20 protein-coding genes are annotated in these 20671 nt (G+C 67.0%); 6 read left to right on the top strand and 14 right to left on the bottom strand.

Translation table 11 applies throughout. From position 1 onward, the window contains the following. The first annotated feature begins 158 nt into the window (after window positions 1-158). Complete coding sequence (locus tag B0E41_RS20360) at window positions 159-827, top strand: TetR/AcrR family transcriptional regulator (protein WP_077333852.1); 669 nt, start codon at window positions 159-161, stop codon at window positions 825-827. Between the two features lie 85 nt (window positions 828-912). Here B0E41_RS20360 and B0E41_RS20355 read toward each other — a convergent pair whose 3' ends face one another. Further along, window positions 913-2277, bottom strand: a complete 1365-nt coding sequence (locus B0E41_RS20355) for an aspartate aminotransferase family protein (protein ID WP_077333850.1) — start codon at window positions 2275-2277, stop codon at window positions 913-915. A gap of 91 nt (window positions 2278-2368) precedes the next feature. Here B0E41_RS20355 and B0E41_RS20350 point away from each other — a divergent pair, with 91 nt between their 5' ends. Both B0E41_RS20350 and B0E41_RS20345 read left to right on the top strand, forming a co-directional pair. Then, window positions 2369-3301, top strand: a complete 933-nt coding sequence (locus B0E41_RS20350; RefSeq protein WP_077333848.1) for a LysR family transcriptional regulator — start codon at window positions 2369-2371, stop codon at window positions 3299-3301. Between the two features lie 110 nt (window positions 3302-3411). Next, window positions 3412-4569 (top strand): alpha-hydroxy acid oxidase, encoded by a 1158-nt coding sequence (locus B0E41_RS20345; protein WP_077333846.1) that lies wholly within the window; start codon window positions 3412-3414, stop codon window positions 4567-4569. Between the two features lie 3 nt (window positions 4570-4572). Here B0E41_RS20345 and B0E41_RS20340 read toward each other — a convergent pair whose 3' ends face one another. Together B0E41_RS20340 and B0E41_RS20335 are read right to left on the bottom strand one after the other, a co-directional pair. Beyond that, window positions 4573-5586 carry a BLUF domain-containing protein gene (locus B0E41_RS20340; protein ID WP_077333844.1) on the bottom strand — a complete coding sequence of 338 codons (1014 nt, stop codon included), beginning with the start codon at window positions 5584-5586 and terminating at the stop codon, window positions 4573-4575. Window positions 5587-5687: 101 nt separating this feature from the next. Beyond that, on the bottom strand, window positions 5688-6944 hold the full coding sequence (locus tag B0E41_RS20335; RefSeq protein ID WP_077333842.1) for a hypothetical protein: 1257 nt from the start codon (window positions 6942-6944) through the stop codon (window positions 5688-5690). Window positions 6945-7103: 159 nt separating this feature from the next. Here B0E41_RS20335 and B0E41_RS20330 point away from each other — a divergent pair, with 159 nt between their 5' ends. The 3 genes from B0E41_RS20330 (at window position 7104) to B0E41_RS20320 (ending at window position 9815) form a co-directional block, all read left to right on the top strand. Next, window positions 7104-7643, top strand: a complete 540-nt coding sequence (locus B0E41_RS20330; protein ID WP_077333840.1) for an anti-sigma factor — start codon at window positions 7104-7106, stop codon at window positions 7641-7643. Window positions 7644-7765: 122 nt separating this feature from the next. Then, the gene (locus B0E41_RS20325; protein WP_083747984.1) at window positions 7766-9007 is read left to right on the top strand and encodes a DNA polymerase IV; all 1242 of its coding nucleotides are present in this window, start codon (window positions 7766-7768) and stop codon (window positions 9005-9007) included. Then, the gene (locus B0E41_RS20320) at window positions 8970-9815 is read left to right on the top strand and encodes an enoyl-CoA hydratase-related protein (RefSeq protein WP_077333836.1); all 846 of its coding nucleotides are present in this window, start codon (window positions 8970-8972) and stop codon (window positions 9813-9815) included. Before B0E41_RS20325 ends, B0E41_RS20320 begins: the two co-directional genes overlap by 38 nt. A gap of 100 nt (window positions 9816-9915) precedes the next feature. Here B0E41_RS20320 and B0E41_RS20315 read toward each other — a convergent pair whose 3' ends face one another. The 11 genes from B0E41_RS20315 to B0E41_RS20265 all read right to left on the bottom strand — a co-directional run bounded on the left by B0E41_RS20315 (window position 9916) and on the right by B0E41_RS20265 (window position 20528). Continuing rightward, the gene (locus tag B0E41_RS20315) at window positions 9916-10272 is read right to left on the bottom strand and encodes a DUF1161 domain-containing protein (RefSeq protein WP_077333910.1); all 357 of its coding nucleotides are present in this window, start codon (window positions 10270-10272) and stop codon (window positions 9916-9918) included. Between the two features lie 11 nt (window positions 10273-10283). Next, on the bottom strand, window positions 10284-10772 hold the full coding sequence (locus tag B0E41_RS20310; RefSeq protein WP_077333834.1) for a 6,7-dimethyl-8-ribityllumazine synthase: 489 nt from the start codon (window positions 10770-10772) through the stop codon (window positions 10284-10286). A gap of 161 nt (window positions 10773-10933) precedes the next feature. Continuing rightward, entirely contained in the window at window positions 10934-11782 is an 849-nt protein-coding gene (locus B0E41_RS20305; protein ID WP_077333832.1) for a DUF429 domain-containing protein, read from the bottom strand. A gap of 5 nt (window positions 11783-11787) precedes the next feature. Continuing rightward, window positions 11788-12669 carry an EamA family transporter gene (locus tag B0E41_RS20300; protein ID WP_077333830.1) on the bottom strand — a complete coding sequence of 294 codons (882 nt, stop codon included), beginning with the start codon at window positions 12667-12669 and terminating at the stop codon, window positions 11788-11790. 68 nt (window positions 12670-12737) lie between these two features. After that, window positions 12738-13163: a BLUF domain-containing protein gene (locus B0E41_RS20295; RefSeq protein ID WP_077333828.1), complete on the bottom strand. Its 426-nt coding sequence runs from the start codon at window positions 13161-13163 to the stop codon at window positions 12738-12740. Window positions 13164-13173: 10 nt separating this feature from the next. Continuing rightward, the gene (gene folE, locus B0E41_RS20290) at window positions 13174-13908 is read right to left on the bottom strand and encodes a GTP cyclohydrolase I (RefSeq protein WP_077333826.1); all 735 of its coding nucleotides are present in this window, start codon (window positions 13906-13908) and stop codon (window positions 13174-13176) included. A gap of 151 nt (window positions 13909-14059) precedes the next feature. After that, complete coding sequence (clsB, locus tag B0E41_RS20285; RefSeq protein ID WP_077333908.1) at window positions 14060-15343, bottom strand: cardiolipin synthase ClsB; 1284 nt, start codon at window positions 15341-15343, stop codon at window positions 14060-14062. A gap of 29 nt (window positions 15344-15372) precedes the next feature. Next, the gene (locus B0E41_RS20280) at window positions 15373-16101 is read right to left on the bottom strand and encodes an endonuclease/exonuclease/phosphatase family protein (RefSeq protein WP_077333824.1); all 729 of its coding nucleotides are present in this window, start codon (window positions 16099-16101) and stop codon (window positions 15373-15375) included. Window positions 16102-16182: 81 nt separating this feature from the next. Beyond that, window positions 16183-18366 carry an HlyD family efflux transporter periplasmic adaptor subunit gene (locus B0E41_RS20275; protein ID WP_253195050.1) on the bottom strand — a complete coding sequence of 728 codons (2184 nt, stop codon included), beginning with the start codon at window positions 18364-18366 and terminating at the stop codon, window positions 16183-16185. Further along, complete coding sequence (locus B0E41_RS20270; protein ID WP_143433928.1) at window positions 18363-19688, bottom strand: biotin/lipoyl-binding protein; 1326 nt, start codon at window positions 19686-19688, stop codon at window positions 18363-18365. The genes B0E41_RS20275 and B0E41_RS20270 overlap by 4 nt, the downstream gene beginning before the upstream one ends. Before the next feature lie 9 nt (window positions 19689-19697). Continuing rightward, on the bottom strand, window positions 19698-20528 hold the full coding sequence (locus B0E41_RS20265; protein ID WP_171984833.1) for an efflux RND transporter periplasmic adaptor subunit: 831 nt from the start codon (window positions 20526-20528) through the stop codon (window positions 19698-19700). Between the last annotated feature and the right edge of the window lie 143 nt (window positions 20529-20671).

The following is a 20671-nucleotide window of genomic DNA, read 5'->3' as shown; positions in this document are numbered from 1 at the left end:
GGCATGCGTCGGGCGGTGTGCTCCGTGGCACCCTGACCCTGCGCACAACCACAGCGGTGCCGCAATTTACCAATTGGTAAACTTTTACCAATTGGTGAAATCCCTATAGCAAACGCCATGCCAGAAAAACGGCGCAGGGCTTGCGCCACAATGGTGCGATGGCAAAAACACCCACTCCACCCGGGCCCGATACACCGCTTACAAAGGCCCCGACGGCCTCGCGCCTGCGCAAGGAAGCGGCCATCCTGCAGGAGGCCGAAAACCAGTTCGCCCAGTTCGGTTTTGAGGGCGCGTCCCTCGAAAACATCGGTGCCGCCGCCGGCATCAGCCGGCACAACCTGCTGTATTACTTCGTCAGCAAAGAAGCGCTGTACCGGCGCGTGCTCGACGACGTGCTCGACCAGTGGCTGGCCGGCATGGACGAGCTGTCACACGGGGACGACCCCATGCTCGCGCTGCGCGCCTACGTGCGCCTGAAGCTGCGCTTTTCGCGCGAACGCCCCAATGGGGTCAAGGTGTTCACCAAAGAGGTGATCGCCGGTGCACCAAGGTACGGCGAAGCCATTGCGGCGCGCGTGGGGCCGCTGCTGCGCAAGGAGGTGCGCACCTTCGAGCGCTGGGCCCGCGAAGGCCGCATCGCGCGCGTGAACTTCACGCACCTGATGTTCATCATCTGGTCGGTCACGCAAGCCTACGCAGAGCAGCAGGCGCAGTTCGCCCTGCTGCTGGGCAAGCCGGCGCTGACCACGCGCGATTTTGACAACGCGGAAGAACTGATCGTGCACCTGGTGGCCAGTGGGCTGGCACCGGTGCAGCCGGAGCGCTGAGCCCAAGCCGAGAACCCGGCGGAACCGGCTTTGCCGGGCCGCATCGGGTTGCCCCCTGGGGGGTAGCGCGAAGCGCTGCGGGGGGTTAAAGCGTCTTGTTCAGCGTATCCCCCAGCGCACTGACCATGCGGTCAATCTCCGCCGGCGTGCTGATGAAGGGCGGCGCGAGCTGGATCGTGTCGCCGCCGTAGCGCACGTAAAAGCCCTTCTGGTACATGGCCATGGCGATCTCGTAGGGCCGACGGGCCGGCTCGCCCGGCAGGGGTGCGATGGTGATGCCTGCGGCGAGGCCGAAGTTGCGCACGTCGGCCACGTGTTTCGCGCCCTGCAGGCCATGCACCGCGTTCTCAAAATGCGGCGAGAGTTCGCGCACGCGCTGCAGGGCGTTGTCGCTCTCCAGCAGGTCGAGCGAGGCAATGCCGGCGGCACAGGCCACCGGGTGGGCCGAGTAGGTGTAGCCGTGCGGGAACTCCAGCATGTATTCGGGGCCGCCGGCGGCCATGAAGGTGTCGCAGATGTCTTGCCGCACGATCACCGCGCCCATGGGTTGCGCGCCATTGGTGACTTGCTTGGCGATGTTGATGATGTCGGGCGTGACGCCGAAGGCTTCCGACCCGGTCCAGCTGCCGGTGCGGCCAAAGCCGGTGATGACTTCGTCAAAGATCAGCAGGATGTTGTTCGCCGTGCAGATCTCGCGCAGGCGCCGCAGGTAGCCCACGGGCGGGATCACCACGCCGGCTGAGCCCGAGAAGGGTTCGACGATGACGGCCGCGATGTTCGAAGCATCATGCAGCGCGATCAGCCCCAGCAGCTCGTCGGCCAGCGCGGCGCCGTGGGGCCCGGCTTCAGGCGGCATGCCACGGTAGAAGCTGCCGTTCGGCGGCTGGGTGTGGGGCAGGTGGTCGGCCTCCACGCCCTGACCGAACAGCTTGCGGTTGGCCGCGATGCCGCCGACCGAGATGCCGCCGAAGTTCACGCCGTGGTAGCCCTTGACGCGGCCAATCAGCCGCGTCTTGCTCGCCTGGCCCTTGGTGCGCCAGTAGGCGCGCGCCATCTTCAGCGCCGTGTCGGCGGACTCCGAACCCGAGCCAGTGAAGAACACGCGGTTGAGGCCTGTGGGCATGCGCTCCACGATCCTGTTGGCCAGCTCGAACGCCAGCGGGTGGCCGAACTGGAAGGCGGGTGAGTAGTCGAGCGTGGCCACCTGGCGGCTCACGGCGTCAACAATTTCCTTGCGCGCATGGCCCAGGCCGGTGCACCACAGACCGGAGAGGCCGTCGAAGATCTGGCGTCCGTCGTGGCTGGTGTAGTAGGCCCCCTGGGCGCCGGTGATGAGCCGGGGGTTGGCCTGGAATTCGCGGTTGCCGGTGTAGGGCATCCAGTGCGCCGCCAGCCAGGCGGCGTCGGTGCGGGGTGTGTTCTGCAGGTGCTGGCTGTCGGTCAGGTCCATGGGGTGTTCCTCGGCTTGTGGGGAAAGCGCATTCTGGGGCGCGCGGTTTACTCGTATAAATGACAACCTATCCACATTGACTTTACAAAACATGCAAGTGAAACACCGGGCCGTTCTCGGCCAGCTGGGCGACGTGGACATCCGCCTGCTGCGGGTGTTCAAGGCGGTGGTGGACTGCGGCGGCATGGCTTCGGCCGAGCTGGAGCTCAACATCGCCATGTCCACCATCAGCCGCCACGTCAAGGACCTGGAAACCCGCGTGGGCCTGGTGCTGTGCCGGCGCGGACGCGCCGGTTTTGCGCTCACGCCCGAGGGCCAGCAGCTCTACGAGGCCACCCAGCGCCTGCTGGCCGCCACCGAGGGTTTTCGCGGCAGCCTGCACGACATCCACCAGCGCCTGGGCGGCGATCTGCACGTGGCGGTGTTCGAAAAAACCGCCAGCAACCCGGCCGCCCACATTCCGCAGGCGCTGGCGCTGCTGCGCGAACGCGCGCCGCAGGTCCAGCTGCACCTGCATGTGAACGGCATCGCGGTGATCGAACGCGGCGTGATGGACGGCCAGTTCCAGCTCGGCATCGTGCCCGAGCACCGGCGCTCGGACAGCCTGGACTACAGGCCGCTGTTCGACGAAAACATGCTGCTCTACGCGGGCGCGGGCCACCCCTGGTTCGCCACGCCCCCGGCCCGGGCCGACTGGCGCGCGCTGCGCCAGCAGCCCCTGGCCGCGCTGGGCTACCACTCGCAGAACATGGAGCTGACCCACCAACGGCGGTTGCAGCGCGCGGCCACCGCGTCCGACCAGGAGGGCGTGGCGCTGCTCATCCTGTCGGACCACTACCTGGGTTTTCTGCCCGAGCACTACGCGCAGGGCTTTGTGGCCGACGGCCGCCTGCGCGCCATCAACCCGGCGCTGCTGCGCTACACCTGCGGCTACAGCGCCATCGTGCGGCGCTCGCCCGAGGCGCTGCGCATGACGCACGCGTTCCTGGACTGCCTGCGCGAGCTGCATCCGCGTGCAGCGTGAGGCCTCATCAAAAATTTCAATCCTCATCGTCACGCTTTCACAAGCCTTTTCCAGACCGTCTGGCTACCATCGACCGCAGCTCACCCCACAACACCCCCGGAGACAAGCCCATGCCTGTGATCACCACCATCGAAGACCTGCGCGTGCTGGCCAAAAAACGCGTGCCGCGCATGTTCTACGACTACGCCGACTCCGGCTCGTGGACCGAGAGTACCTACCGCGCCAACAGCGACGATTTCCAGAAGATCAAGCTGCGCCAGCGCGTGGCGGTCAACATGGAGAACCGGACCACCGCGACCCAGATGGTGGGGCAGGCCGTGAAGATGCCGGTGTGCATTGCGCCCGTGGGGCTGACGGGCATGCAGAGCGCCGACGGCGAGATCAAGGCGGCCAAGGCCTGCGAAACCTTCGGCATTCCGTTCACGCTCTCGACCATGAGCATCTGCTCGATCGAAGACGTGGCCGAACACACCACGGCGCCGTTCTGGTTTCAGCTTTACATGATGCGCGACCGCGAGGCCATGGCCCGCATGATCGAGCGCTGCAAGGTGGCGAAGTGCAGCGCGCTGGTGCTCACACTCGACCTGCAGGTGATCGGTCAGCGCCACAAGGATTTGAAAAACAAGATGCGCGCGTCGGTGATCCCGTCGCTGGGCAACGTGCTCAACATCGCGACCAAACCGCGCTGGGTGCTGGGCATGATGGGCACGCGCCGCCACACCTTCCGCAACCTGGTGGGCCATGTGAAGGGCGTGAGCGACATGAGCTCGCTGGCGGCCTGGACCAACGAACAGTTCGACCCGACGCTGAACTGGGCCGACGTGGCCTGGGTGAAGCAGCAGTGGGGCGGCAAGCTGATCTTGAAGGGCATCATGGATGTGGAAGACGCGAAGCTGGCCGTGGCCAGTGGCGCCGACGCCATCGTGGTGAGCAACCACGGCGGTCGCCAGCTCGACGGCGCGCCCAGCAGCATCGAAGCGCTGCCCGCCATCGTCGCGGCGGTGGGCGACCAGATCGAGGTGTGGATGGACGGCGGCATCCGCAGCGGACAAGACGTCTTGAAGGCCTGGGCGCTCGGCGCGCGCGGCACCATGATCGGCCGCGCCATGGTCTACGGCCTGGGCGCGATGGGCGAAGCTGGCGTGTTGAAAGCGCTGCAGATCATCCACAAGGAACTGGACGTGACCATGGCCTTCTGCGGCCACACCAACATCCAGACCGTGGACCGCAGCATCCTGCTGCCTGGCACCTTCCCGACGGGTAACTGATCTTCAACCGAGTTGATCAAGCACGGCCTTCAGGGTGTTCCAGAGCCGCCAGTGGCTGGGCACCGCGGCACCGCCGGTGCGCGCTTCGATCCAGCGCTGGCCACGGGCTTCGGTGGCGAACTGGAGCTCTGGCGTGAACCACGCGTTGGCCCCCAGACCGATCATGGCCGGCTGGTGGTTGATTTGCTGGCAGGCGAGCAGCAGTCGCTCCAGCATGCGCTGGTTCACCTCGGGGTCCGGCTGCATCAACAAGACCACCGCGGCGTAGTCGGGCAAAAAGGCGTGGGTCATGCCCATGGCCAGGCCCTTGCGGGCGTTGGCGATCAGGCGGCGGCCCCTCGGCCCCTGGTCGGGCAGATCGAGGTAGTCGCTTTCCACGTCGAGCGCGTCTTTCGCGCTGCCCGCAAAGCGGCGGTGCACCACCGTGCGATCGGATTCGTTGGCCAGCCAGTGCAGCAGGTCAAAGACCCCCGTCTGGCGCGCCGACATCATCATCACGCGCTGGTAGGTGCCCTCGCGCGCGGCCGCCACCTCGACATGTCCCGGCAGCGGTGAACACAGGCTGCGCCACACGCTGGCCGGCTCGTAGCCTTTGCCGCGAACGTGGCGGTCGTGCAGCGCCATCACGCGCCGGGCAAACTCGCCGGTGCTTTCGGTGGTCTGGGCGATGGAGCCGATCCAGGGCTTGACGAGCCGGGGCCGGCCCACGCTCTCGTGCACGACCTTGAGGCTGCGGTGACGCGGGTCAAGCGTGACCCGCTCGACCAGGGCCTGGATGCCGGCCGGCGGCCCCTCGATCCATTCGACGAACCAGCCGCATTTGTGCATGAGCACCACGCGCAGCCCGTGCTCGGCGTTGTTCACCACCGCGTGGTCGCGGATGCTGCGCATCTCGTCGAGCACCGGGCCGTCGACCGAGCTGATGCTGGCGTAGATCAGGCGCCCCACGTCCTGGGATGACCACCTGCCGCTGTCGGGCCAGTCGGTGCTGTCGGGGTCTTGCAATACGGAGCTCATGAGAAATTGTCCCCCTGTATCGACCAGGCGGCCGCAGACGGGATGTGCACGATGTCATGCCCCGCAGGGTTTTTGCAGCGGCGGCAGGCGCCGGCCCGGCCTCAAAGGCTGGCGGGCTGGGTCTCTGCGAGCCAGGAAGCCAGCGCCACCGGGGTGTCCGGGCGCAACGCCCAGGTGCGCCGCAGCGCCCGCTCGGGTTCGTCTTGCGCGCGCAGCGCCAGCTGCTCGGCTAGGTTGATGACCCGGACCGCTGCGGCGTCCTCAGTCCCTGCCGGCACCTCGACCACGCCGATCGCCACCTCCGGCTGGAATGGCAGCGAGAGCGGGTCGGGGCCGACGTTCACCGACATCCGCAGCTCACGCAACACCCGTTCAGTCACCAACTCGGCGCGCTGCGCGTCCTGCACCGCCGAGATGGCCAGCACGAAGCAGCGCTGGTGGTACAGGCCCACGACGTTCCGGAAGCCCACCAACTGGCGGATGCGCGCCGAAAGGGCCACCAGGATTTCGCCCACCGGGTCCGGGACCGGCGACTCGCGGTAGGCGTACAGGTTGGACACCGACACCGCGACCACCAGGCAGGGGCGGCCCATGCGCTGGCTGCGCCAGAGCGCGTCCTCGACGCGGGTCACCAGCTGGGCACCGCAGGGCAGGTTCAGCGGGTCCATCAACGGCATCTGTCCGGCGGCCTGGCGCCTCAGTCGGCGCAGTTGGCTGTTGCGCATGCGCACCAGCACGATCACGGTGGTGAAGTAGCCGACGGTGGCGCACGCGGTCAGTGCCCAGTAGGCGTTGCCCATGTCCAGGCTCAGTCCCTTGCCGTACAGGCCGGCCGTCATCTGCGCCAGGCAGAGGCAGGCCAGCACCATCCACCGCGACAGCTGGTCGCCCAGCGTCACGCTGCGCACCGCGATCAGCACACCCATCAGCACCGCCAGGCTGTTGATGGCCGCCGTCAGCAACAGCACGGTGTCGTCGGGCACGCCCGCGACCACCAGGCCCAGCAGGAGGAAGGTGCCGACAATGAGCGCCGACGCGCCCGGCCCCATCATGCGCCGCACCAGTTGGTCTTCACGGCGCAGGCCCGACCAGTGCCCGAGGTAGCTCATCGCCAGCGCGCCGCACAGCGGCCCCAGCGTGGCCTTCAACGGCAGCCAGTCGATCTCGTTCCAGGACGCCCAAAGGGCCTCGGGCAGACCGGACATCAGGATGCAGGCTCCGCCGGTGAGCACCATGCTCAGCCACAAGCGCGCGGCCGGCAGTGTGGGCCGTGAAGCCACATCCATCGTCGCCACCACGGCCAGCGTCAGCAGGACACCCGCCATGGCAGACCAGATGGCCATTTCGTTGGCCTGCATGTTGAGATTCGTTCGGTGGTTACTAGCGGTTCTATAGCACCGAACACCGGGAGAATCGGCATTCGGTGGCCTTTCCGAAGCGCCGCAGTGTACGGGCAACGTCAGACCCCACTCAAGCTTAGGGGCAAGTCCTGAACATCGGGGAGGCATACTTCGAGCATGAACGATTCGCACACTGAAAATCCCCCCGCGACCAGCCCCGCTCCAGGCAAACGCCGCGTCTCACCTTGGTGGCGGGCACTGGCCATCTTCCTGATGCTGGTTCTGCTCATCGGTTGGGCCGCGAGCGCCAGCATGACCGAACAGCTCAAGGCACAGATCCGCCACTTGCAGGCCAAGGTCGCCACGGTGCCGCAGATCCGCCACCTTGCGGTGCTGCTCGACGATCAGCAACAGCCGGCCATGCTCGTGACCATGGACCCGCAGACCGGCTTGCTGCAGCTGGAGCGCCTCAACGAGGTGAAAGAAGGCCGCGAAGACAGCATGCAGCTCTGGGCGCTCGATGGCGACAAGCCACCGCGTTCGCTGGGTGTGATCGAGAGCAAATACAAGACCCTGCAACTGCCTGCCAAAGAAGCCTCGCTGGCGGGCATTGGCCAGCTGGCGATCAGCGTGGAGGCCAAAGGCGGCGTACCGGAAACCCAGGGCCCTCGCCTGCCCTGGCTGTTCAAGGGTGCGCTGGTGCACAAGGCGATTTGAGGGACTGAACCTCTTTCGCGCGCGACGCCGCGCATGCTGCCGGGCGGCGATATGCTCGGGCCACCGTGTCCGCTCCCGCCACCCCACCCGCTCCCCTGCCCCGCCGCATCGCGCACCTGGACATGGACGCGTTTTTCGCGTCGGTGGAGTTGCTGCGCTACCCCCAGCTCAAGGGCCTGCCGGTGGTGATTGGCGGCGGACGGCGACGCGAAGACGACGTGCTCGCCCGCCTGCGCGAAGCCTACCCGGAGCGCGACTGGTCCGACGGCGACCTTTCACGCGTCCCGCTCGACTTTTTCCCCCGCCTCGCCAGCTACACCGGGCGCGGCGTCATCACCACCGCCACCTACCCCGCGCGCCAGTTCGGCGTGGGCTCGGCCATGGGGCTGATGAAAGCGGCCAAGCTCTGCCCGCAGGCGATTCTGCTGCCGGTGGACTTTGACGAGGTGCGCCGCATCTCGCGCCTGTTCAAAAGCACCATCCTGGAGATCGCACCGGTGATGGAAGACCGCGGCGTGGACGAGGTCTACATCGACTTCACCCACGTGCCCGGCGGCCAGCGCGAGGGCGGTCGCGTGTTGGCGCGGCTGATTCAGAAGAGCATCTTCCAGGCCACCGGCATCACCTGCTCCATCGGCGTGGCGCCCAACAAGCTGATCGCCAAGATGGCGAGCGAATTCAACAAGCCCAACGGCATCAGCATCGTCTGGCCCGACGACCTGGAAGCGAAGATCTGGCCCCTGCCTTGCCGCAAGGTCAACGGCGTGGGCCCCAAGGCCGATGAAAAGCTGCAAGGCCACGGCATCCACACCATCGGCGACCTGGCGGCGCGCGATCCCCGCTGGCTGATCGAGACCTTCGGCAAGAGCTATGGCCACTGGCTGCACGAAGTGAGCTGGGGCCGCGATGCGCGCCCGGTGGTGACCGAGAGCGAACCGGTGAGCATGAGCCGCGAGACCACCTTCGAGCGCGACCTGCACGCGGTGCGCGACCGCACCGAGCTGGGCGCGGTGTTCACGCGGCTGTGCGAGCAGGTGGCCGACGACCTGCAGCGCAAAGGCTACGCGGGCAAGACCATCGGCATCAAGCTGCGTTACGACAACTTCCAGAGCGTGACGCGCGACGTGACCATTGACCATTTCACCGACGACGCCGCCACCATCCGCCGCCAGGCGGGCCTGTGCCTCAAGCGCGTGGACCTGGGCCGGCGCATCCGCCTGCTGGGGGTGCGCGTGGGCAAGCTCGTCAAGCCCGGGACAGAGAGCGACGAGACCTCGGGCTACAGTGAAAGCCACCCCACCCGCACCCTGAGAGACAAGGCCACCGATGAACACACCGACCTGCTTTTCCCTGAGCTCGACTGAAGACCACGTCGCCCACCTGGTGCTCAACCGACCCGAGGCGATGAACACCATGCACCCGACCTTCTGGCGCGAGCTGGACGAGGTGCTGACGCAACTGCACACCGAAGGCACGGCGCGCGCGCTGGTGATCAGCAGCACCGGCAAGCACTTCAGCGCTGGCATGGCGCTCGAAACCTTCAGCGGCGCCATCGCCATGGACGACCAGAGCCCCGAAGGCCGCGCCGCCATCTTCGACCTGCTGAGCGACATGCAGGCCACCTTCACCAAGATCGAGAACCTGCGTTGCCCGGTGATCTGCGCCATCCAGGGCGGCTGCATCGGCGGCGCGGTGGACATGGTCACCGCCGCCTGCATCCGCTACGCCACGGCCGACGCGTTTTTCTGCATTCAGGAAATCAACATCGGCATGGTGGCCGACGTGGGCACGCTACAGCGGTTACCGAAGCTGATCCCGTTCGCGGTGGTGAAAGAGATGGCCTACACCGGCCGACGCCTGCCGGCCCAGCGCGCGCTTGCCTATGGGCTGGTGAACGAGGTGTTCGACACGGCGGAGGCCATGCTGGCCGCCGCGCTTCAATGCGCGAAAGAGATTGCGGCCAAACCGCCGATTGCGATGTGGGGCACCAAGCAGGCCGTGACCTACGCGCGCGACCACTCGGTGGAAGACAGCCTGCGCCAGATGGGCTGGCTGCAAGGCGCGATCTGGAGCAACGCGCACGTGCGCGAGTCGATCATGGCCATGAAAGAGAAACGCGCCGGGCAGTTCGCGCCGCTGTCGGCGCTGCAGTCGTTCAAAGAGCTGGGTTAATCCGCGGCCGCCCAGGGCACCGCCGGGCCGGCTTCGCCGGACGGCCAGTGCCGCCCCCTTGGAGGGGGTCGCGCGAAGCGCGGCGGGGGTGGGTTACGGTTTACGGCTTGCAGTTCGCGTTGCCGCGCACCACCGTGCCGTCGCGGCACTCGGTGATCATGTCGGCGTCCTTGCCGCGCGCGACCGGCGGTGCCGCCACGGGTCGGACCATCTTGGCGCCCATAGGGGTCCCGCCCGCCCGCACATAAACCAGCTTGCGCGCACCCATGGCGCAGGTGCCGACCACCTTGCCCGCCACTTCCGCGTCGGCATCGACGACGATCACCGCGAAGCCCGTGGTGCCGGTGGCGGCGATCTGAACCTCGATCTGCTCGCGCAGTGGTTCGCAGATGTCGGCGGCCCACGCCGCTGGGGCCAGCAGACCCAGACCCAGAACACACAGAGACTTTGTCGTCATGTCGCCGCCCGTCACGAAGACAACATCGCACCGAGCCGCTGCAGCCCGGCCACGGTCTGTAGACAGGCCTCGGCGGCCTCGGTGCCCTTCACCGCAAAGTGGCGCTGGAAGTACTTGCGGTGCTCGGCGTGTTCGTGGAAATGATGGGGCGTGAGCACGGCCGAGATCAGGGGCACACCGGTGTCGAGCTGCACGTCCATCAGCGCCTGCAGCACGGTCTGAGAGAGGAAGTCGAAACGGTAGATGCCGTCGTCCACCACCAGCGCGCTGCCGACGATGGCAGCGTAGCGACCCGAGCGCGCCAGACGCTGGGCATGCAAGGGAATTTCGAACGCACCGGGCACATCGAACACATCAATGCGCTCGGGGCCGACGCCGCCTTCAGCCATGCGGGCAAAGAAGGCGTCACGCGCCTGGTGGACGATGTCGGCGTGCCATGAGGCTTCAACGAAAGCGAAGCGCAGGTCGGCGGGCAAAGCGGGGAGTTCGGTCGGTTTCATGGGCTGCAAGGATACCCGTTGCGGCGCTGAACAGCCTGGGCTCAGCGAGGCCACTGCGCATGAAACGATGCCGCCCAGGGCACCGCCGGGCTGCTCCACCAGACGGCCAGTGCCGCCCCCTGGAGGGGGGTGACGCGAAGCGGCGCGGGGGGTGTTCGCGTTCAAGCGCTGACGATCCAGCCTTCGAGCGGGTCGAATTCAGGCAAGCCGTGGCTGGGATGGCCCGCCTCGTGTTGCCGCTGCGCCCAGGCCGCCTGCAGCAGGCAGAGCACGGCATCGAGGCGGTCGCCGCTGGCGTCGTCGGCCAATGCATCGCGCTGCGCGTGGCTGAGCTTGAGGCGCAACCCGACCGCCTGCAGCAGCGGCGCCTGCCCATTTTCCAGCGCGTTGACCAAGGTCTTGCGGGCGATGAGACGCTCAGGCGTCTGCTTGGCCTTGTCGTCGCTCTTGTAGCTGGTGTGGCCCAGCACGCTGCGCGCCAGCAGGCCCGGATAGGCCTCGAGGGCAACCCGACCGGGGTCGCCGTCGTGCAGGCCGGGCAGGGTCGCTCCCGACGCGATCAAGCGGGGCACGCCCGCGTGCAGCATGAAGGCCACCGGCGGGTTGACCCACTTCATGCTCGGGCTGGAGCCCGCCGGGCCGTCGGTGGCACGGTGGGCGAATTTGGCGCCGACCGGCCGCGCGTCGCAGAACGCCGCGAAGCTGCCGCGGATCTGCTCTCGCGAGAGGCTGGCGTAATGGTGCATGCAGGGCAGCCAGTCGGTGGGCCAGTCGAGCGCCTGCACCAGCTCGCGCGGCAGGCCGAAGGGCAGGTCAAAGCCACCGACCCAGCCGCCGTCGGTGGCCTGCGTCAGTCGCGCCTGCCAGCTGTCCAGCGTCTCGAAGGTTTCCACTGCGTCGAGCACCACGCGGCCCCGGTCGTGGTGGCCGACGGCGAGCGTGACGGGCTTGCGGCGCGACGGTGCGCTGGTGAAGTCACAGCCCAGCAAGGTGGCGTGTGTGAGGGTCATCGCACTCAACCCAGGCCCAGGGCCACCACACCGCCGGCGATGCACAGGGCACCGAGCACGCGCGAGCCGCGTTCGCCCTCACCCAGCAAATGCCCTCCCAGCAGCGCAGCGAACAGCATCGACACCTCGCGCGCAGGCGCCACGTGAGACAGCGGCGCCTCCTGCATCGCGTACAGCACCAGCACATAGGCAACGGGGCTGACCGCCGCCACCATCAGGGCCTGGCGCCACTGGCGTTGCCACAGCTGCCAGGCGGTGGCGCGGTCGCGCAGCACCGAGGGGGCGAGCAAGACCACGCGCACGAAGTTGCCCATGTAGTCCACGAGGATGGGCGACATCAGCACCCATCGCACCGCGTAGCCGTCGACCACCGTATAGGCGGCGATGAAGGCACCGGTGAGCACGCCGTAGAACATGCCTTTGTGGACCCGCCGCCGCGCGGCCGGATCGCGCGCCGCGCGCAGCAGGCCAGGGCCGCCAGCGATCAGGAACACCCCGCCCACCACGCCCGCGATACCGGCCACGCCCAGCGCCGAGATCTGCTCACCGAGAAACACGATGGCCACCAGCGACGACAGCAACGGCGCCGAGCCGCGCGCCAGCGGGTAGACCACGGTCAGGTCGGCCTTGCGGTAGCCGCGCAGCAGGGTCACGTAGTAGAAGACGTGCAGCACGCCGGAGGCCATCACCAGCGTCCACTCGACCCGGCCCCAGGTCGAGACAACGCCGCGCCCCAGCCACCAGCCCAGCGGCGCCCACAGGCCCATCATGATGAAGGCGGTGAAGAAGGCGAAGCGCGCGTCGCCACCGGCCTTCTTGGCGACGATGTTCCAGCCGGCGTGGATCAGGCCGGCCAGGACAATGAGGGCAAAAGCGGTGGGTGACACGTGGGGAACTGCCAAGAAAAAGCCGCAGTGCCCGGCAAGAGCTCACTGCGGCTGCGGGGGAAAAAACCTCAAGCCCGACCGATGATCGAGGCGGTGGCCATCAGCTCCTCCAGCAGCGCCAGCGAGACCTTGCCCGAGACACCGTAGGGATCGAACTCGGGGCGCTCGGAGTACTTGAGCACGATGGAGGTGTTGAGCTTGGAGAGGTTGACCTGACCCATGGTCCAGCCACCAAAACGGCGCTCGCTGATCTCCTCGTAGTGCAGCAAGACGACGTCGGTGTGGCGCTGGTCGGCGGCGATGTGGTTGTAGAGCGTATTGACCGCGCTGCGACCGCCCTCGATGGCCTGCAGGAAGATGCCACCACCGTAGCAGAGCACGCCGGTGATGCCGTTGCCCATGTTGTGGGCGCGGGAGGTTTCGAGCACCGATTCGATGGTCTTGGCGCAGTCCTTGTCGATCGCGCGGCTGACATAAAGCAGACGTACCAGCATGGTGTGTTCTTCAGGATTTGCGGGGGATGAGGGAGAGGAATTCGCGGCGCAGGTTGGGGTCTTTGAGGAACACGCCGCGCATGACGGAGTTGATCATCTTGCTGTCCATGTCCTTCACGCCGCGCCAGGCCATGCAGTAGTGGCTGGCCTCCATGACGATGGCCAGACCGTCGGGTTGGGTCTTTTCCTGGATCAGGTCGGCCAGCTGCACCACGGCCTCTTCCTGGATCTGCGGGCGGCCCATGATCCACTCGGCCAGGCGCGCGTATTTGGACAGGCCGATCACGTTGGTGTGCTCGTTGGGCATGACGCCGATCCATATCTTTCCGATGACCGGGCAGAAGTGGTGGCTGCAGGCGCTGCGCACGGTGATCGGGCCGACGATCATCAGCTCGTTGAGGTGCTCGGCGTTGGGAAACTCGGTGACAGCCGGACCCTTGACATAGCGGCCGTTGAACACCTCTTTCAGGTACATCTTGGCCACGCGGCGCGCGGTGTCGCCGGTGTTGTGGTCGTTCTCGGTGTCGATCACCATGCTGTCGAGCACGCCCTGCATCTTGACCGTGACCTCCTCCAGCAACTGGTCCAGCTCACCGGGCTGGATGAACTCGGCGATGTTGTCGTTGGAGTGGAAACGCTGGCGAGAGGCCTTGACGCGCTCGCGGATCTTGACGGAAACGGGCACGCCCTCGTCATCGTCTGAAGGGGTGGCAGGGGTCATGTCAGGTTCGGTTTTCATGAGCATCAGGCATGCTAACACCGGCCCTCAAAGCGCCCAATACTTGGGGTTTTGGGGGCGCGAAGTGCCCCCACCCAGAACGCCGCGGAACCGGCTTCGCCGGGCCGCCAGCGTTGCCCCCTGGAGGGGGTCGCGCGCAGTGCGGCGGGGGTGCCTCCTAATACCTGTGCCCGGTCACGAACAGCAGCATCCGCATGACCCCGAACGCAAACCGGTCCAACGCCCGTTGGTACCAGGGGCGCCGCCCCAGCGAGGCGGCGTCGAGTTTTTGTCCGGCCTGCTCGACCAGCGCATCAAGCCGCTGGTGCAGCAGCTCGGCGAAGCGCCGGTCGGTGGTCATCACGTTGGCCTCGCGCGCCAGCAGCATCGAGAGCGGGTCGAGGTTGGTCGAACCCACCGTCGCCCAGGCGCGGTCCACCACCGCCACCTTGGCGTGCAAGGCGCTGGGCGCGTACTCGCGGATGTCGATGCCAGCGTTCAGCAGCTCCTGATACACCGGCCGGGCGGCGCGGTACTGGAAGAAGTTTTCGTACCGCCCCTGCAGCAGCAGGCGCACGCGCACGCCACGCGAGCTCGCCATGGTGAGCGCGCGGCGCAGGCGGCGGCCGGGAACAAAGTAGGCGTTGGCGATCACGATGTCTTGCCGGGCCAAGCCCAGCGCCTTCAGGTAGGCACGCTCGATGTCGTGACGGTGGCTGACGTTGTCGCGCAGCAGCAGCGCGGCGCGCGCGTCGTTCACGCCCAACGGCCCGGCCGCCCCGTCGCTCTCAGCATCGGGGCTCACATCGGTGGCGCCCGCGCTGAAGTCCTCGATTTTCTTGAGTTGACGAGAAAAGTCACCCATGGGCAAGGTTTCGCGCAACGCGTCCCAGGCCGCCTTGAACTCCCGCTGCCGGGCTCTGCGCACCGCCTGCAGGCGCCACCAGAGCTGCTCCATGGTCTCCACCATGTCGTCCACCAAGGGCCCCGCCACGCGCAGCGAGAAATCCAGCCGCGGCACGTTGAGGCGGCCCAGCGCCCCGTCGTCCTGGTCGTCGATGAGGTTGATGCCACCGCAGAAACCCACGGTACCGTCCACCACGCAGAGCTTTCGATGCAGGCGACGCCAGCGGCTCGGAAACAGGAGGCCCAGGCGCCCCAGGGGCGCATAGACCCGCCAGCGCACACCCGCTTGCGCAAAGCGCTGCTGCCACTCCAGCGGCACCCTCGGCGTGCCGACGCCATCGACCACCAGCCGCACCAGCACGCCACGCCGTGCCGCTCGCTCCAGCGCCTCGGCCACGCTGAGCGCCGAACCGGCGAATTCGAAGATGTAGGTCTCCAGGTGGACCACCCGGCGCGCGGCGTCCATCGCCTCCACCAGCGCAGGAAACAACGCCGCGCCCCCTTCCAGCAGCAGGAGCTGGTGACCCGGACGCGCGACGGCTGGCCCGGGGCGCACCGGCGGGTCGGCGTCATCGTGGTCGGGTGTCACAGCTCCAGCTCGGCGATCAGGGGCAGGTGGTCGGACATGCGCGTCCAGGCGCGCCCGTGCGGCACGTGTGCGTTGACGGGACGGAGCCCGCGCACGTAGATGCGGTCCATGTGCAGCAGCGGCAGGCGAGACGGGTAGGTGGGCAGGCGGATGCCATCGAAGGTGCGCAGGTCCAGCGCCGCCATGGGCTTGAGCAACTGAGCGCCCCAATCGTTGAAATCACCCGCCACGATGAGCGGCGCGCCGGGCGGCACCTCGGTCCCGATGTAACGGCCCAGCCGCTCCACCTGACGCTCGCGGCTGGCGTGGATCAGTCCGAAATGGACCACCACCACGTGCACCTCTTTCCCCTCGACCAGCAGTTGCACGTGCAGGAGTCCGCGCTGCTCGAAACGGTGGTCGGACACGTCGGAATGGCGCGTGTCCAGCACCGGCCAGCGCGACAGCAGGGCGTTGCCGTGCTCGCCGTGGCGCGTCACCGCATTGGTGCGGTAGACCGACTCGTAGCCCTCTGGCGACAGATAACCGGCCTGGTCCAGATCGGGCCAGCGGGTGAAGTATTTTTCCAGCTTGCGGTGGTGCCGGCGCACCTCCTGCAGGCAGACGATGTCGGCGTCGAACTGCTCCACCGCGTGGACCAGGTTGTGAATCTCCAGCCGGCGCGCCAGACCCAGACCCTGGACGCCCTTGTGGATGTTGTACGTCGCGACACGCAGAATGCTCATGCGCTCAATGATCGCACGGGAAAACGACAGGGATGTGGGTATGGGAACAGCGACCCGCGCAGCGGCGGAGCGTGGGGGCTTCTAGAACCCGCTTTCGCGGATGAAGACAGACGCCATCTTCCGCAAAGCGCTCGACGCGATCGATTCGGTCTTGCCCTCGATGCTCACCCTCACGGTGGACACCTGGTTTGTGGGCAGCGGTTCGTCCAATGCGATGCGCACCCGAAACAAGGCGTCGCGCACGACCTGGCTGCGCTCCTTGCCTTCACGGGCCGCTTCGGTCACCGTGGCGATGGGACCGCCATTGGAGGCGTCGAGCATGGGACTGGGCAGCGCGAGCGTTCGAGACACGTCGATCGCCTCGATGTGACCGCCGGTCCAGGCCATGGGATCGGACAACAACCGCGCCCGCACCGCCTGCCCCACCACCACGCGGTCCAGGTCGGCCTCGGCAATATAGGCCTCGATCACCCAGGCTTTGCGATCCACCAGGATGGCCAGGGGCTCGCGCGGCTTGACCCAGACGCCGGGCGCCAGCCCGTGGTCCACATCGTGCAGCTCGCCGTCGAAGGGCGCGCGGAGCGTGAGGCGCGCCTGCTCGTCCACGCTCATCTTCTCTTCGGCCTCGAAATAGGCTTTCTGCGAATTGAGCGTCTGGCGCTGCGCTTCGCCATCGGGCAAACCGAGCAGACCCGCGATCTGGCTGCCCCTGGCCTGGGCCATCTGACGCGACTTGTCCTGGGCGATGCTGAGCATGGACGACTCCAACACGAACAGCACCTCGCCGGTCTTGAACTGGCGCTGCGTGGGCACCGACACGATCTGTGCCGCAAAGGGCGCGTGAATCAACTGTTGGTTCTGGGCGTGGAACCAGCCATAACCCGACACCCTGCTGCTGAATGGAAACACCAGCACGCCCACCGCCAGCAGCGCGATGCCGGCCAGCCACCAGCGCCGCGGCGTGCTGATTTCGGCGCGCCGCTTCTTCCAGACCTCAAGTTCTTTCATGACCGGCTTTCCGATGAACCACACCAGCTCCAGCGCCATCAACAGGATACCGAGCAATTTGAAGAAGAAGTAATACACCAGCAGGGCGATGCCGATGAACACGGTGAGCCGGTACAGCCAGGTGAACAGCGCAAAACCGATCAGCGCCCGCCGCTTGGGCAGGGGGAAATCCTCTGGCCACTTTTCATCGAAACCCAGCAAGCTGCGCCGCATCCAGGTGCGGGCCAGGGCGCTGGACCGCTCGTGCAGGTTGGGCAGGTCCATCAGATCACTGGCGATGAAATAGCCATCAAAACGCATGAACGGGCTGGCGTTGATCGCCAGCGTCAGCACCCAGCTCGTCGTGGCCAGGAAAAACATACCGTTGCGGAACGCGCCATCGGGCGCCAGCGTCCAGACCAGCGTGGCGATGCCCGCCAGGGCCAGCTCCACCGAGATGCCCGCGGCGGCAATCGCCAGGCGCTGCCGCGAATCTTTCAGGCGCCAGCTTTCGCCCGTGTCGGTGTAGAGCATGGGCAGCAGCACCAGGAAGGCCACCCCCATGTGAGCCACCCGCACGCCGTAACGTGTGGCCACCAGGGCGTGACCCAGCTCGTGCAGCGTCTTGGCAAACAGCATGGCGGCGGCGTAGCCCATCATCCCGGTCAGGGTCATGTTGTCGACCAGGGTGTGGGTGAACACGTCCCACTGGCGCGACACCAGGTACATCCCCACCAGGGTGATCAGGCCGATCACGCCCGCCACCAGCGGCATGTGGATGCGGGCCAGCCAGGGCTGCAGCGCCGCCAGCCAGCGCTGGGGCCGCACCAGCGGCAAACGGAAAAACAGGTAGTTGTGCAGCAGCCACTCGAAGAACGAGCGCTTCATGCCCTGAGCGCGGGCCAAGGCCTTGGCCACGTCGGCCGGGGTGCTGAGGCGAAGCAGCTGGTTGTCGGCGAGGAACTTGCTCAGCTGGCGGACGTCGTCCACCGTGACGTTGAGTGGCGTTTGCTCGTTGACCGAGCGCACCAGCGACGCCACGTCGTTGTCGGCCCAGTGGACCAGCAACTCAAAATCGATCCAGCCGATCCGGTAAAACCGGTTGGTCACCGGGTCCTGGATCATCCAGGCGGGCGTGCCGTCTTCGTTGGGCGCGGCGGCAAACAGGATCAGCTCGTCGCGGATCGGGGGCAGCGGCACCTTGCGGGGCGGCGCTTTGCGAGGCGGTGCCTTCAGGCGAATGGCCCCTGTCACATCGACCGAGGTGCCGTCGCTCACAGCCCGCTCCACTCCCGCAGGTGTGCGATCGGACGCCGGAACAGGTAGTAACCCAGCAGCACCCACTCGCCCGAGATGCGGGCCGTGCCGCGCAGACCGATGCGGGGCAGCTCGCTGCCCTCCTCAAACCGGGCCCGCAACTTGTAAGAGGCCACGCCTTCGGGGCTCAGCGACGACTGGTAACTCGCTTCGATCAGGCGCCCGGTGCGCGGGCTCAGCGGCTCGGTGTGCAGGAACAGCCGCACCGGCGCGTCCAGCTCCAGGTTGATGGCATCGGCCACCGCCAGCCAGACCTGGATGCCGCCGTCTTCGGGCTGGGCGAGCTGCATGACCCGCTCGCCAGTCATGACCGGACGCCCCAGCCAGTCGTTGGTGTCGGCAAAGATGGCGATGCCGTCGCGTTCGGCGCGAACCTCCACACGCTGCGCCTGGGTTTCGACCGCCACCAGCTCGGCCTCTTTCTCCCGCACCCGGCCCAGCGCCACGGCCACGTCGGCCTTGCTCTTGAGGTCGTCAAAAGCCCGCTGCTGCGCGATGTGAGCGTCGGCCTGGGCCACCTCCAGCGATTTGCGCGCGACCGCCAGCCGGTTCAACAGGGCCGAGTCGTCCAGCGAAAAGAGGATATCGCCGGCCTTCACCCGCGCATTGGGCGCGACCGCAAAAGAGCCCACCACGCCGTCCTGCGGCGCCGAAACGGTCATCGCGTTGAGCGCAATCACCTCCGCCGGAGCCAGCACCGACAGGCGAACGGGAATCAACAGGCTCAAGAGCAGCGCCGTGCCGATCAACCAGCGGTTGCGTTTTTTGAACAAGCCGCGCACACCGCCCCAACGGCCTTGCGAGGTCTGCCGCATGGCCGCAAAACAATAGCCGTAGGTGGCGTGCAGGCGGGCCAGCAGGTCGAGTGAAGCGTCTTCCCACGGCTGCTCAGCGGCGTACACCACCATCGCCTGCAGAGCGCCCTGCCGGTCGCGCAGCGGCACGAGCAGCAGGTGCTCGGGCAACCACTCGCCCCACCCTTCAGCGTCGGCGGGCGACGCGTCGGCGAAATCCAGGCGGTGCACCGCGCCGTCGCGGGGGAAGCGCTGTGCGAACTGGCTCAACCATACCGCAAACGGTGAATCGTTGGCCACGCTCACCAGACCCGAGGCCGCGGTGAGCCGGAACCGCGCACCCTCCAGCTCGAACATCGCTGCCTGCCGGTAAGGCGTCAGCGCATGGGTCTCGTTGACGATGGTGAAGCGCAACGCGGGAAGGGTGTGGGCTTCAAGGGCCCGGGCTTCGATCTGAAGCAGGACGCCCAGATCCGATGGATCGGTCATGTCACGGACTCAACGCATGCCGGCAAATTTCGCGACCCCGCTCATGCCGGGCAGGAGATCCGGGTGTGACTTGATCATGGACGCTTCCAGCTCGATGGTCTGGCTCACAGGATCGACCCGGCCGTTGATGCGGTGCACCTTGGCCTGGTAGGTCTGACCGGTTTCGTCGATGGTCACGTCAAACACATGGCCCATTTTCATGGTCGAAATCCAGCGGGATGGCACGTTGAGCTTCATCAGCAACAGGCCGCTGCGCACCAGATCCAGCAGGGGCTGCCCCGCCGACACGGTCATGTGGCTGCGCACGTGCAGCTTGGCGGTGCGGCCGTCCCAGGGTGCTCGGATGGAGCACTGCGAGATCTGGAACTGGTACAGGCTCACCTGCGCCTTGGCCTTGGCCACGGCGCTGGCGGCCAGCGCCACCTCCACATCGCTGGCCTGCTCCAGGCCCTGCATGCGCAGCTTCGCTTCGTACTGGTCGGTGGCCGCGGCCTGATCGGCATTGGACATGGCCAGACGGGCCCGTGGCTCGTCGCAGTCCATGGACACCAGCACCGAACCCTGCTTGAACGGAACGCCCAGGCCGGCATGCAGCTGTGCAATGCGGCCCGGAACCGGGCTGGCGAGGATCGTCTCGCCGGCGGGCAGCACCAACACCCGAACGGATTCGCTGGCGGCACTGGCTGCGGGAGCGGCTGGCGCCGGAGCCACCGGCTTGGGCGGTGCACTCACCGGCGCCTTGGCCGCACCGGCCGCGGTGGTCTGGGCGGACACGGTGAAAGAGAGTGCCCCCAGGCACAACGCCGCGCCGGTGGCGCGCCAAAGGAATGGATGAAACATGTCAGTCGACTTTGAGCCAGGATTTGATGTCGCCCAGATGGGCATTGAGTGCGGCCATGAGGCTGGACTCATAGACCGAGGTGCGGGCGTTGGCCGGGATTGTCGTCGCAAAGCGCGCTTGCTGCGCCTGGCCCGCCTCATCG

It is taken from the genome of Hydrogenophaga sp. A37 (genome assembly GCF_002001205.1).
Classification (GTDB): Bacteria; Pseudomonadota; Gammaproteobacteria; order Burkholderiales; family Burkholderiaceae_C; genus Hydrogenophaga.
Note: the sequence above shows the minus strand (reverse complement) of the source record. Positions and strands in the feature narration are given on the sequence as shown.